Here is a 13768-nt window from a genome sequence, read left to right as displayed (position 1 = left end):
ATTCAGAGATCAGCCAATCCCATGAGTGCATAGGCCGGGGGCATCAATGCCCGGCGCCACGTTCCCAAAGGAAATCGGCCCGGTGGTTGTGATATAGGGGAAGGCAACTCAATACTGTGACCCAACGCCAAGCGGGCCAGCACCTTGCCACAATAGGTTCCCATCGCGACCCCGTTTCCATGATATGCAAAGCCTGCGAGCATTCCGGGTTGTCCGGGCACCGGTCCGACATAGGGTGTTAAGCCGCGTGTCAGGCACACCATTCCTGACCACATATGTGTGGCTTCGACCTCTGCCCAGGCTGGAAACATCGTTCTGAAATCCTTGAGGGCTTTCTTGCGAATTCCAGCCTCTGCGCTGGGTGAAGACAACAACCCACCGCGCATTCCGAACAGGAAACGACGATCCGGCATCAAGCGGAAATAATGGAGCAGGTTACGTGTGTCATATGACATCTGATCCGACGTCCAGCCCTGTGCCTGAAGTTCCGCATCGGTTAGCGGACGCGTAACCATCGCCGTCGATTGAGTGGGCATGTAACGTCCAGCCATCCATCGCGGCAGATCTTCGCTGGAGTATCCGTTGGTGCAGATCAGGACGGTACTGGCTTTGATGCGGCCACTCCGGGTCCGTAGTTCAAATCCTGATGCCGCCCGATTAATCTCGGTCACTGCGCTTTGCTGAAACAGTTGTGCGCCCTGCAACTGCGCTGCGGCAGAAATTCCAAACAGGTATTTTCGCGGGTTAATACCAAACCCTATCGGGGTGGTGTAGCCGCCAAAGAAATTCCCCCCAAACCCCAGTTCCGGAAGATCTGCAGCTTCATGCAGCACACCGGTTTCATCGGCATTCCGACGCAGCTTCTCCATAGCGCGTGGTGTATGCGCCAACTGCGTTTCACCATTGGAATGGATGTCGGCGTCAATCTGATGTGTGGCCAATAGTTTCGCAACCAGAGATACGGCGTCTGTTTCGGCCTGCTCATAAGCCTCGGTTTCACCCGAACCATATCGCCTGACCATTTTGGCGTGATCGAGTTTCGATCCGCCGAGGCAGCAAAATCCCCCGTTGCGCCCGGATGCGCCCCATCCCGGCGTTTCAGCCTCAAGCACCGCAACCGAAGCGCCCGCCTCGGCAAGGTGCAACGCAGCAGAAATACCCGTAAACCCGCCACCAATAATTGCCGCGTCGACACTAAGATCGCCTTCCTGAATCGGCCAATCCGGGCTGTCGATGGTTTCATCCCACCAGCAATTTGTGCGTGGACCGGATCCGTAGGTGTAGTCTGGAAAAATCCGCCTCATTCTGCGCGCGCTGCTGCCATTTCATCCTGCCTTTGACGCATCATCGCGCGTTTGGTCACCAGCGACGCTGTAATGACGCCCACTGTGACGACAGCGATCATGATGGTGGACAAGGCATTGATTTCCGGACTGACCCCCAAACGCACCGCCGAGAATATCTTGATCGGAAGTGTCGTGGCCGAAGGCCCGGAGGTGAAGGATGCAATCACCAGATCATCCAATGACAGGGTAAAGGCAAGCAACCAGCCCGAGATTACTGCAGGGGCAATGATGGGCAGCGTCACAAGACGGAAAGCCTGAGCCGGAGAACAACCCAGATCGAGTGCGGCCTCTTCCAGCGATTGATCGAAAGTCACCAGACGTGAAGACACAACCACGGAAACGAAACACATAGAGAAGGTCGTATGCGCAAGGACAATGGTCAGGATACCCCGATCCAGCCCGATACCGATGAAGAGTAGCAACAACGACAAGCCAGTGATCACTTCGGGCATCACCAACGGTGCGTAGATCATTCCCGAAAACAGGGTTCTGCCAAAGAAACGGCCACCACGTACCAGAACATAGGCAGCTGCAGTCCCCAAAATAGTGGCGAGAGTTGAGGAGAAAACAGCGACACGCAAAGTAACCCATGCCGCATCAAGAAAGGCTTCGTTCTGGGCAAGTTCGCCATACCATTTCGTTGAAAACCCGGCCCAGACCGTCACCAGCTTGCTTTCATTGAAGCTGAAGACGATCAGGATAACCATCGGAATATAGAGGAAGGCAAACCCCAGCGTCAGGGATACTGCGTTGAACCAGCTCAGCCTGTTCATTGCTCGGCCTCCGTCTGTTTCTGCTGGTTCCGTTGGAACAGCACGATCGGAATGATCAGGATGAGCAACAGGACCACTGCCACTGCGCTGGCCACTGGCCAGTCACGGTTCGAGAAGAATTCCTCCCACAGAACTTTGCCGATCATCAGAGTACCCGATCCGCCCAGCAAAGACGGGATCACGAACTCACCAATCACCGGAATCATGACGAGGAAACACCCAGCGATGATACCGGGGCGCGACAGCGGGATGGTCACCAGCCAAAAGGCTTGCAGGCGCGAGCATCCCAGATCCTCGGCCGCTTCGATCAGTGATCCATCCATACGCTCCAATGCGGAATAGATGGGCAGGATCATGAAGGGCAGATAGGTGTAAACGATACCGATATAGACCGCAGTATTGGTGTTCAGGATCGTCAGAGGAGTCGAGATGATGCCTGTCCACAAGAGCAGTTGGTTCAGATACCCTTCGTTGCTAAGGATACCCATCCACGCATAGACGCGGATCAGGAACGAGGTCCAGAAGGGCAGGATCACCAGCATCATCAAAGTCGGGCGCCATTCTTCGGGTGCCCGGGCCATTCCATAGGCAATGGGATAGCCGACAATCAGGGTCAGAATGGTCGAAATCAGAGCGATTTTGACACTGGAAAGATAAGCCTTCCAATAGAGATCATCTTCGGTCAGCCAGACGTAGTTTTCGAAATCAAGCTGGCTGAAGAAGTCTTTCAAACCGGCCCAGCCCTCGGACAAATCCAAGGTTGGGGTGTAGGGTGGAATGGCCAGTGCTGTATCCGACAGCGAAATCTTCATGACGATGAAGAATGGCACCAGAAACAGCGCCAATAGCCATAGATATGGAACAGCAATCAGAAAGGCGCGGCGCATCAGCTGGCCAACAGAACCGCAGCCGTGGCCGTGAACGACAGCCAGACCGGGTCTTCCCAGGTAAAGGACCGGCGCGAGATACGGCGGGTATTTGCCGTTTGCGCCTTGATGATCGTGCCGTTCGGCAACTCAACGTGATAGGTCGATAGATTACCGAGATAGGCAATGTCGTGCACCTTGCCCTGTATCGCGTTGATTGCATCCGCAGGCCGTTCTGCGGAAATAGCCACCTTCTCTGGCCGGATCGCCAGATGACAGTTTTGCCCGTTCGAAAACCCGGCTGAAGAGGTCGCGGTCAAAGGTGCCTGCCCTTCTGCCCAGTCGATCTGATAGGTTTCATCCCCGTTCGCGGATGCGCGACCTTCGATGATATTCACGTCGCCGATGAAGTCCGCGACATAAACCGAATTTGGGTTTTCATAGATCCGGTCAGGCGTAGCCACCTGCTTGAGCTGTCCCTGATCCATGACCGCGACGCGGCTGGCAACGGTCATCGCCTCTTCCTGATCATGCGTCACGATCACGAAGGTGGTGCCGGTTTTCTCCTGAATATCCATAAGTTCGAACTGCGTATCCTGGCGCAGCTTTTTGTCCAGGGCGCCCAGCGGCTCATCCAGCAGCAACAGTTTCGGGGCCTTTGCCAATGACCGGGCCAGTGCCACACGTTGCCTTTGACCACCTGAAATCTGATGTGGTTTGCGGCGCGCAAACTGTTCCAGTCGGGTCAGGCGCAACATCTCTTCTACCCGGTCTTCCAGATCCCGTTTTGGCATGTTGTCGCGACGCAGACCAAAGGCGATGTTTTCCCAGACGCTCAGGTGTGGAAACAGGGCGTATGACTGGAACATCATGTTCACCGCCCGCTTGTTCGGCGGGATCGGATCAATGTCCTGACCGCTTAGCAGAATGTGGCCTTCAGTCGGGGTTTCAAACCCGGCCAGCATTCGCATCATCGTGGTTTTGCCACAGCCCGATGGTCCGAGCAGAGCAAAAAATTCACGTTCGAAAATATCCAGCGACAGGTTGTCGATAGCAGTGAATGAACCAAAGCGCTTGGTAACATTCTGAAACTGGATCAAGGGTTTCGCCTGTGGGTCATCCCACGGCGCGAAGACGTCAGAGTTCAAAGCGGCCCCCGTATGTCGGTCTGGACAAAAGATGTGCAAGGCGGGTCTGCCGCCTTGCACTGAGCAATCGGATCAAGTGCCCGATTTGATTTTGGTCCAAAGACGGGTCACGACCCGCTGGGTCTTGGCCGGATAAGGAGTGGTGATATAGAGGTTCTGCATCGTGGCTTCATCCGGATAAATCGCCGGATCGCCGATCACGTCTTCTTCCAGAAACTCTTGTGAGGCTTTGTTGCCGTTGGCGTAGTACACATAGTTCGACGCAGCTGCCATGTTGTTGGCGTCCAGAATGAAATTCAGGAACTTGTGTGCGCCTTCAGGATTCGGTGCATCAATCGGAATTGCCATCTGGTCGAACCACATCAACGACCCTTCGGCAAAGGGGTAATATTCGATGTTCACACCGTTGTCGGCCTCGGCTGCGCGATCACGGGCCTGAAGGATGTCACCCGACCAACCCACCGCTACACAGATATCACCGTTGGCCAGAGCATTGATGTATTCTGAGCTGTGGAACTTCTGTACATACGGACGAACTGCGGTCAGAATTTCCTCGGTCTTTGCGATAACATCCTTGTCGTGACTGTCCGGATCTTCACCAATGTACTGCAGCGCCATCGGGATGATTTCTGTTGGGGCATCAAGAAAATGCACACCGCATTCGGCCAGCTTTTCCATATTCTCCGGCTTCAGGACCAGATCCATGCTGTTCAGCGCTACGTCCTCGCCCAGCGCTTCTTTGACCTTGTCGACATTTACGCCGATCCCAGTGGTTCCCCACATATAGTTGATCGAATAGGCATTATTTGGATCATAGCCAGCGGTGCGTTCCTGAATGACGTCCCAAAGATTGCCGGAGTTTGCTAGTTTCGACGTGTCGAGTTCCTGAAACGCCCCAGCCTGGATCTGGCGCTGCAGGAAAGTTCCCGAAGGAACAACAACGTCGTAACCCGACCCACCGGCCAGCATCTTGGTTTCCAGAACTTCGTTGCTGTCGAACACATCATAGATCAGCGTCAGACCGGTTTCTTCTTCGAACTTACTCAGCAGTTCTTCGTCGATGTAGTCTGACCAGTTATAGACGCGTACTTCTTCGGCGAATGCAGCCGAAGTCCCCAACGCGACGATCGCTGTCATTGTCAGCGTTTTGATTTTCATTTTCTTCTCCCTGCGTGTGTGAGGGTATTTTCCCTTTTTTTTGGATTTGATCAAGTTTTGCGTTTTCACTCGATACAGCGTATGGTTTCACGAGGCTAAGGAACATGACAAGAGAAGGTTCCTCAAAACGGTATGAACCAATTGGATTTGATCAAAAATAAGGCATCCTCGGAGCAGATGGACAACCCAAAGCAACCGGCACATGAGCAAGTTTATCGCACACTGAAATCACAGATCATGTTTGGCGATTTGATACCCGGACAGCCGGTCACGATACAGGGTCTGACTGATTCTCTGGGCGTCGGCATGACCCCGGTTCGTGAAGCGATCCGCCGCCTGATCTCGGATGGAGCATTGATCTTTCAAGGCAATCGGCGCGTGAGTGTACCACTGCTGAATGACGACGATATCGAGCAGATGATTTTTGCACGAAAGTCAATAGAATCAGACCTTTCGAGAAGAGCGGCAAAGAATATGACTGCTGCCGACATAGACCAGCTCGAAAGGATCGATCAGCGTCTGGATCGCACCATCGCGGACGGGGATGTTGGTGGATACCTGCGATTGAACCATGCTTTTCACGAAACACTCTATGCCCACGCTGACGCCCCGATTCTCAAGGATCTGGCAGAACGTTTATGGCTTCGGTTCGGTCCTTCACTGCGCGTTGTATGCGGGCGATTCGGGACCCAAAGCCTGCCTGATCGCCATAAGGACATCATCGTGGCATTGCGCGATGGCGATGCCGAGAAAGCGGCAATCGCTACCGCACAAGACATCGAGCAGGGAATGGAACTTATGGCTGGCGCCCTCACGAACGCCTAGTTTTGTCTCGATTCGATTGACAGAACAAAATTTGATCATATTGTGATCCGCAACCGCTGTTGCAGGAGATTCTCCGATGTCTACCATCACAAACCACATGCCAACTGCTGAGTTGCAGGCCCTGGATGCAGCACATCACATGCATCCTTTTTCGGCCAATGGATCACTGGGTGAAGAAGGCGCACGCGTCATTACCCGAGCCAATGGCGTTTACCTGACGGACAGCGAAGGTGAGGAAATTCTGGACGCCATGGCGGGTCTGTGGTGCGTCAATATTGGTTATGGCCGCGATGAGCTGGCCGAAGTTGCAGCCCGTCAGATGCGCGAACTGCCTTATTACAACACGTTCTTCAAAACGACCCATGTTCCCGCCATCGCTCTGGCCGCGAAAATCGCGGAACTGGCGCCGGGTGATCTGAACCACGTATTTTTTGCCGCAGGCGGATCAGAGGCGAACGACACCAACATTCGTCTGGTTCGCACCTACTGGGCCGAAAAAGGCCAGCCGGACAAGAACATCATCATCAGCCGCAAAAACGCCTATCACGGTTCTTCGGTAGGCTCGGCATCGCTGGGTGGTATGGCTGGCATGCATGCTCAAGGCGGCATTCCTATCCCTAGCATTCACCACATCAATCAGCCGAACTGGTGGGCGGAAGGAGGTGATACATCGCCAGAGGAGTTTGGCCTTGCCCGCGCACGCGAGTTGGAAGAGGCGATACTCGAGCTGGGCGAAGACCGCGTTGCGGCCTTTATCGCCGAGCCAGTGCAGGGTGCAGGCGGTGTGATCGTTGCCCCCGACACCTATTGGCCGGAAATCCAACGCATCTGCGACAAGTATGATATCCTGCTGATCGCGGATGAGGTGATCTGTGGCTTTGGTCGTACGGGCAACTGGTTCGGGTCCGAAACCGTTGGAATCAAACCGCATATCATGACCATCGCCAAAGGCCTCAGCTCTGGCTACGCCCCCATTGGCGGGTCAATCGTCTGCGATGAGGTTGCAGAAGTTATCGGCGGTACCGAATTCAACCACGGCTACACCTACTCGGGCCACCCGGTCGCAGCGGCGGTCGCGTTAGAAAACCTGCGCATTCTTGAAGAAGAGAAGATTGTTGAGCATGTGCGTGATGTCGCGGCCCCTTACCTGAAAGAAAAATGGGAAGCGCTGGTGGATCATCCGTTGGTTGGCGAAGCCAAGATCGTTGGCATGATGGCATCGGTTGCATTGACACCCGATAAGGCAAGCCGTGCCAAATTCGCGTCTGAACCCGGAACAATCGGATACATCTGCCGTGACCGCTGCTTTGCCAACAATCTTATCATGCGTCACGTGGGCGACCGCATGATTATCTCGCCCCCGTTGATCCTGACTCCGGCGGAAATTGATGAGATGTTCGTGCGGATTCACAAATCGCTGGATGAGGCGCACGCTGAAATCATCGAAAGAGGGTTGATGAAGGCGGCTTCGTAAGAAAGCGGTTGCAAGCACGAAACAACAAAGGGGTGGCCAATTCAGGCCCACCCCTTTTTTTGTACTAAATTTTATGAGGCAGCGCGACAGACAGCTTTGTCGCCCTTGAAGCCTGCCTTATCCGTCACGCCCGGGTTCGTCTGGATTACTGGAGAACAGAGCGATCTTGTTGCCTTGAGGATCGCGAAGATAGCCAACATAAAAATTGGGCCCATACGAGTCACGAAAGCCCGGCTGCCCCTCGTCAGAACCACCTGCAGCAAGCGCTGCAGCGTGAAGGTCGCGAACCTGCTTTTGACTACTGGCCTGAAACGCAACCATGTTGCCGTTCCCAGCTAAGGCAGGACCGCCATCAAAGGGTGATTTCACGTAGAAATCCGGAGAAACGGGGGTCTGGCCCGGCTCTACCGGCAACACGTAACTCAGGTCTCCATGATACTCTTCCAGCTCGTAGCCAAGAGCTGGCAGGAACGCAGAATAGAAACGTTCCGCAAGCGTCATGTCGTCAACACCAACGGTGACGTAAGCAATCATTCTGCGTGTTCCTTTCGGCAAGTTTGCTTAATGCAAAGCAATAGCAATGCAACAGCAGCCAAGGCTATCCTAGGTGCGAACCTTTTATCGCAAACCTTCCAAAAGTTTCAGCGTCGGATACCCGTCCGGTACAAACCCTCGTACCAATTGATATGCCCGCACTGCTTCGATCGTATTCGGCCCGGTACGTCCATCAATCCCTTGTGTGTCAAACCCGGCCTGCGTCAGACGTTGCTGCAACTCTTTGCGTTCGGTGAAGCTCAGCACTCTGTCGCTACGCGGCCAACCCGCCTGAAATGAGGGTTTTCCAATCAACCTGTCGGACAAATGACCGATACCGATCACATAAGCATCCGCGCCGTTGTAACGCTCGATCACCTTGAAATTGTCGAAAATCATCAGCGCCACACCTTTCCCACCTGCAGGTAACAGGATCGCGGCCTTACCATGATCGGGGACTGCTCTGCCATCTATGGACCGAACTCCACGCGCGCGCCATTCTGATGGCATCAGGGTGTGATCCCGCCGGGCCGTTGCATAATCGAAATCCTCAGGCAGGCGGACCTCAACTCCCCAAGGCTGACCCTTGGTCCAGCCGTGACGCGCCAGATAGGCTGCAGCAGACGCCAACGCATCCGTTGGATCATCAGACCAGATATCGCGGCGCCCATCCCCATCGAAATCCACCGCATGTTCCAGATACGAGGTTGGCATGAATTGGGTATGACCCATCGCGCCAGCCCAACTGCCGATCATGTTGCCGGTACTGACATCGCCCGCCTGTAGGATCTGCAACGCTGCCACCAACTGCGTTTCAAAGAACTGGGCACGACGTGCATCGAACGCCAAAGTCGCGAGTGAGCGGATGGTCTGATTGCCACCTCGATATGTCCCGAAAGAAGTTTCCAACCCCCAGATCGCCGTAACGACCTCTTTCTCTACCCCGTATTCGGTTTCGATCCGTTCCAGCGTCTGCCGGTTCCGCTCCAATGCCGCGCGGCCATTGGAAATCCGCGTATCAGACACTGCTGAATCGAGATATTCCCAGATCGGTTTCGAGAACTCAGCCTGATTGCGGTCTCTCTTTATGATGTCTTTATCATAACTTATTCCCGTCAACGCCCGATTCAGCGTTGTATGAGACAAACCCTGTTCTGCCGCGCGTTCCCGAAACGCGCCGAGCCAGGCCTGAAATCTGGCATTTCCACCTGCTGACACGCGATGAACCTCAGCCGAAGGTCTTGGCATCGGACGAACCGATACGGTTACGTCTGCCGATGCCAGTTGGATATTGTCCAACATTGGCCTGACCTGCGGCCGAAGTGAATTGTTTGTTGTGTCCGCCTGCACGATGGATGCCCACAATGCGGCGGTCATGACGCCACCTACGCATATACGCATTCCGATTTTTCCTGATTACTGCTCAACCTCAGGATAGCGCAAAAACGAAAATTCACAAAGCGCTCAGGTTTGCGAGTCACGTTGTTTTGCTGTGTGTTCAGCCCGAATGAGGGCCAGCGCCTCACGCAGCAATGGCACGCGATTGGGCCTAAAGCTTTCATCGGTCACGGACATTTCCTGCATCCTGTCCAATCGAAACACGCGAAAATCCTGCCTCAGATGGCACCAGCTGAGCAGCACGCTGGACCGGTCCATGTAAACGATGCTCAGCGGATTGACCTTTCGACGCGTGTTGTCACCCTTAGCATCTGTGTAGGCAAATTCGATCGAACGCTCATCCCAGGCGGCCTGACGCAACTCGGCCACTTCGATCGTTGGCACAGCAGGCCGGTCAAAGCGGGTTGCAGCCAGGACCGCGTGGCTCAGGCGATGCGACTGACGCTGCGGTAACCGCCCCTGCAGCTTTCGCAGAGCTTCAGCGGCGGCCTCGGATAGCGCGGGATCGCCAATGACCTGCACTTCTCGCAACCCCAGGACAAGTGCCTCCAATTCATCGTCGGTAAACCCCAGCGGGGGCAGCGTAGCATCTTCGATCAGAGTGAACCCGAAACCAGCTTCTCCGTCGATGACAGCTCCCAGCCCACGCAGGGCGTCGATATCGCGATGCACAGTGCGCGCCGAAACACCCAGATCCTGCGCCAACTGGACCGAGGTCTTTGGCGACGGACCAGAACGCAAAGCTTGCATCAGTTGAAATAGACGGGCGGTACGAGACATGACAAACCTTAGCTTAAACCTAATGACACTTTCTGTCATCAGAGACGGGTATCCATCTGGCATCCCCACCATGGAGCCAATGATGCTGACCCTTCTGACCTACCCCTCTGCCTTTGGCCTGTTCAGTGCCAGTCCGTTCTGCGTGAAAACCGCCTATATGCTGCAGCAATCCGGTCATCGATGGCAAAGGTCCGACATGCTTGACCCGCGCAAGATGCCCCACAGCAAACTGCCCGTGCTACGCACGCCCGAGCGGCTTGTCCCCGACAGTGATCTGATCCGGGACTGGCTCGAGGCGCAGGGTGCAAATTTTGATACCGGCCTCAGCGACATTCAAAGGGCGCAATCACGTACCCTGATCAGAATGGCTGAAGAGCATCTGTATTTTCAGATCGTGCAGGATCGCTGGGCCAATGACGAGGTCTGGCCCATTCTGCAAAAGACGTTCTTTATCGAAATACCCGCGTTGATCCGAAAGCCTGTTTCAAACTCAATCCGAAAATCGGTTCTAAAAGGCCTTGTTGCACAAGGTGTTGCCCGTTTCTCTCCAGCCGAACGCCTGGACCGGGTCGAACGGGATCTCGAAGCGATCTCTGCCTATCTCTGGCAATCGCCATTTCTGCTGGGGGATCGCCCAACCTCGGCGGATATGAGCGTCGGGCCCATGCTGGCCGCGATGCGCGCAACACCGGCAGATACACCGCTGACCCGACGCATCAAAGAGGATAGTCTGATCAACAGCTATGTAGACAGAATGGAAAAAGCGATCCCACTGGCATGAGACCGTTTGAAGACCCCGCCATTTCTGCAGCTTTCGATGCCCTGCCTCAGGACACCCGTATCGGTGTCCTGAAGCTGCGGGAACTGATCTTTGAAACGGCGCAGGAATTGCCCAAAGCACTACCGTTGCATGAGGCGCTGCGCTGGGGTCAGCCAGCCTATCTGGCGCCCAAAGGGTCTACGATCCGTCTGGGCGGTCACAAATCAGCGCGGTTCGCACTCTTTGTCCATTGCCAAAGCAGGTTGATGGGCGAATTCACATCGGCCTTTCCGGGCGAAGACCGGATCGACGGGAACCGGGCGATCCTGTTCGACAGCCCGGATCAGATAGATGAAGCCCGCCATGGCTGGCTGATCGCCCGGGCGTTGACCTATCACCTCTGACGGCGTTTGCGCTCGACCTTGCGTTTGATCTTGTCTTTCTTCCGCTTGGTACTGACGGCCTTGCGTCTTGCCGGCCGTCCTTTTGACCCACGCCCGCGCGGTAGGGCCTGATCGTCAATCGACAGCAATTCCAACTCCAGCCCGCCAGTAACCGGCGTTGCCTCGGTCAGGCGCACTGTCACGCGTTGACCAATTGCGATAATCAACCCCGTGTCGGACCCCATCAGCGTTCCCGCCTCACGGTCGAACTGAAAGAATTCGCGTCCAAGGGAACGGACGGGCACCAGACCGTCCGCGCCGGTCTCGTCCATCTTCACAAAAGCCCCGAACCGGGCAATCCCGCTGATACGCCCGGAGAATTCGTTTCCGACACGTTCGCTAAGATAGGCCGCCAGATACCGATCCGTGGTATCCCGCTCGGCCATCATCGAGCGGCGCTCGGTGTCCGAGATATGGGTGGCCGTTTCCTCCAGCCTGTCGATCTCTTCCTCGGTCAGACCGTCCTTGCCCCAGCCATGCGCTGTGATCAGCGCACGGTGCACGATCAGGTCTGCATATCGGCGGATGGGTGAGGTGAAATGCGCATAATTTCGCAGTGCCAGGCCAAAATGACCAAAGTTCTCCGGATTATAGTAGGCCTGCGCCATGGACCTGAGCGTGCTGAGATTGATCAGCTCAGCATCCTCAGTTCCTGCTGCCGCGTTCAGCAGGGCATTCAGATGGCGGGTTTGCAGCACCTGACCTTTCGCAAGGTTCAACCCGGCGGCTTGGGCGGTCTCCCTGAGGCTCTCCAGCTTTTCGGGCGCAGGTTCTTCGTGCACCCGGAACAGCAATGGCCGGCGTTTGGCGATCAGGGTCTCGGCAGCGGCAACATTGGCGAGGATCATGAACTCCTCGATCAGACGGTGCGCGTCGAGACGATCGCGAAACGCAACACTTTCGACCTCCCCAGCGTCGCTGAGTACAATTTTTCGCTCAGGCAGGTCCAGATCCAGTGGCTGGCGCTCGGCCCGCGCCTTTTTCAGCGCTTCATAGGCGGCGTAAAGCGGTTTCAGAACGGGTTCCAGCAATGGCCCCGTCCGATCATTCGGATTGCCGTCAATGGCCTCTTGTACTTCTGCGTAGTGCAAAGATGCAGCGGATCGCATCAACCCCCTGACGAACCGATGACCGATCTTGTTACCGTCTGCATCGATTTGCATCCGTACGGCGATACAAGCGCGCGGGACACCTTCGTGCAGCGAACACAGATCGCCTGACAGCCGATCCGGCAGCATCGGCACCACGCGGTCAGGAAAATAGCTGGAGTTGCCACGCTTGCGCGCCTCGCGATCCAATGCGGTGCCGGGTTGAACGTAAGCGGCGACATCAGCGATGGCGACCCAGATTACATGCCCGCCGGGGTTCTTTGGATCATCATCAGCATGGGCATAACAGGCATCGTCATGATCGCGCGCATCTGATGGATCAATGGTCAGCAAGGGCATCTCGCGCAAATCTTCCCGCCCTTTCAGACCGGCAGGTTTGGCCTTATCAGCCTCTTCAATCACCTTGTCCGGGAAATCATCCGGAATGCCGTGTTGGTGAATCGCGATCAACGAAACGGCCTTCGGAGCTGAAGGATCCCCCAGCCGTTCCACGATGCGCGCGCGGGGCAAGCCCATGCGGTTCTTTGGACCGGCTTGCTCGGCCTCCACCAACTCACCATCTTTGGCGCCGTGAACTGCTCCGTCGTGAACCAGCCAGTCGGTCTGACCATTCTTGTCGATGGGCACGATCCGCCCGCCTTCGGCGCCCTTGCGAAAAATACCCACAATGCGGCGCGGGTTCGAGCCAATGCGCCGGATCAAGCGGGCTTCGTAATTGTGGTCTTCCTCATGCACCACTGTCAGGCGAGCCAGAATGCGGTCGCCCTCGCCCAACGCCGGATCACTGGCGCGCGCAACGATCAAAACGATAGGCTCCACCCCTTCGCCGTGCCATTCCAGCGGGCGCGCAAACAGATCGCCATCCGAATTGGGTGCCTTGATCTGCAGCACGCTTACCGGCGGCAGGCGGTCCGGGTCACGATAGCTGCGCTTGCGTTTTTCCAGATGCCCCTCGGCCTCAAGCTCTTTCAATATGCGCTTTAGATCGATCCGGTCCGCGCCCTTGATGCCAAAGGCCTTGGCGATATCGCGTTTCGAAGTGAGGGTGGGGTTCGCCGAGATCCAGTCAAGGACCTCCTGCTTGGTTGGAATGCGTGTCATGTCTCCGCCCTAGCACGGGGATGCGACTGCGTCATGACCAAAAAACGGCGCTT

13 protein-coding genes are annotated in these 13768 nt (G+C 55.7%); 4 read left to right on the top strand and 9 right to left on the bottom strand.

Annotated elements, in window-relative coordinates; genetic code table 11:
• Positions 1-2 precede the first annotated feature (2 nt).
• From ACR0IO_RS19580 to ACR0IO_RS19560, 5 genes are all read right to left on the bottom strand, one after another.
• The gene (locus ACR0IO_RS19580; protein ID WP_480743899.1) at positions 3-1304 is read right to left on the bottom strand and encodes an NAD(P)/FAD-dependent oxidoreductase; all 1302 of its coding nucleotides are present in this window, start codon (positions 1302-1304) and stop codon (positions 3-5) included.
• Positions 1301-2119 (bottom strand): ABC transporter permease, encoded by an 819-nt coding sequence (locus tag ACR0IO_RS19575; protein ID WP_155145888.1) that lies wholly within the window; start codon positions 2117-2119, stop codon positions 1301-1303. The genes ACR0IO_RS19580 and ACR0IO_RS19575 overlap by 4 nt, the downstream gene beginning before the upstream one ends.
• Positions 2116-3006 (bottom strand): ABC transporter permease subunit, encoded by an 891-nt coding sequence (locus ACR0IO_RS19570; RefSeq protein ID WP_155145890.1) that lies wholly within the window; start codon positions 3004-3006, stop codon positions 2116-2118. Before ACR0IO_RS19570 ends, ACR0IO_RS19575 begins: the two co-directional genes overlap by 4 nt.
• Positions 3006-4133, bottom strand: a complete 1128-nt coding sequence (locus ACR0IO_RS19565) for an ABC transporter ATP-binding protein (RefSeq protein WP_480743895.1) — start codon at positions 4131-4133, stop codon at positions 3006-3008. Before ACR0IO_RS19565 ends, ACR0IO_RS19570 begins: the two co-directional genes overlap by 1 nt.
• Before the next feature lie 72 nt (positions 4134-4205).
• Positions 4206-5291 carry a polyamine ABC transporter substrate-binding protein gene (locus ACR0IO_RS19560; protein WP_155145894.1) on the bottom strand — a complete coding sequence of 362 codons (1086 nt, stop codon included), beginning with the start codon at positions 5289-5291 and terminating at the stop codon, positions 4206-4208.
• Positions 5292-5468: 177 nt separating this feature from the next.
• Here ACR0IO_RS19560 and ACR0IO_RS19555 point away from each other — a divergent pair, with 177 nt between their 5' ends.
• Together ACR0IO_RS19555 and ACR0IO_RS19550 are read left to right on the top strand one after the other, a co-directional pair.
• Positions 5469-6116 (top strand): GntR family transcriptional regulator, encoded by a 648-nt coding sequence (locus tag ACR0IO_RS19555; protein WP_209016167.1) that lies wholly within the window; start codon positions 5469-5471, stop codon positions 6114-6116.
• Positions 6117-6192: 76 nt separating this feature from the next.
• On the top strand, positions 6193-7590 hold the full coding sequence (locus ACR0IO_RS19550; protein ID WP_480743893.1) for an aspartate aminotransferase family protein: 1398 nt from the start codon (positions 6193-6195) through the stop codon (positions 7588-7590).
• Positions 7591-7707: 117 nt separating this feature from the next.
• Here the strand turns inward: ACR0IO_RS19550 and ACR0IO_RS19545 are convergent, their stop codons facing one another.
• From ACR0IO_RS19545 to ACR0IO_RS19535, 3 genes are all read right to left on the bottom strand, one after another.
• On the bottom strand, positions 7708-8124 hold the full coding sequence (locus ACR0IO_RS19545) for a VOC family protein (protein ID WP_480743891.1): 417 nt from the start codon (positions 8122-8124) through the stop codon (positions 7708-7710).
• Between the two features lie 84 nt (positions 8125-8208).
• Entirely contained in the window at positions 8209-9525 is a 1317-nt protein-coding gene (locus tag ACR0IO_RS19540) for a lytic murein transglycosylase (RefSeq protein WP_480743889.1), read from the bottom strand.
• Between the two features lie 63 nt (positions 9526-9588).
• Positions 9589-10302 (bottom strand): helix-turn-helix transcriptional regulator, encoded by a 714-nt coding sequence (locus tag ACR0IO_RS19535; RefSeq protein WP_480743887.1) that lies wholly within the window; start codon positions 10300-10302, stop codon positions 9589-9591.
• An 82-nt stretch (positions 10303-10384) separates the two neighbouring features.
• Here ACR0IO_RS19535 and ACR0IO_RS19530 point away from each other — a divergent pair, with 82 nt between their 5' ends.
• Both ACR0IO_RS19530 and ACR0IO_RS19525 read left to right on the top strand, forming a co-directional pair.
• A complete protein-coding gene (locus ACR0IO_RS19530; protein WP_480743885.1) occupies positions 10385-11083 on the top strand; it encodes a glutathione S-transferase family protein in 699 nt (232 codons plus the stop codon).
• Entirely contained in the window at positions 11080-11466 is a 387-nt protein-coding gene (locus ACR0IO_RS19525; protein WP_480743883.1) for a DUF1801 domain-containing protein, read from the top strand. Before ACR0IO_RS19530 ends, ACR0IO_RS19525 begins: the two co-directional genes overlap by 4 nt.
• Here the strand turns inward: ACR0IO_RS19525 and rnr are convergent.
• Entirely contained in the window at positions 11457-13715 is a 2259-nt protein-coding gene (gene rnr / locus ACR0IO_RS19520) for a ribonuclease R (RefSeq protein WP_480743881.1), read from the bottom strand. The genes ACR0IO_RS19525 and rnr overlap by 10 nt on opposite strands.
• Positions 13716-13768 lie beyond the last annotated feature (53 nt).

It is taken from the genome of Ruegeria sp. CE12 (assembly GCF_056537525.1).
This window is presented reverse-complemented; position numbering and strand designations above follow the sequence as displayed.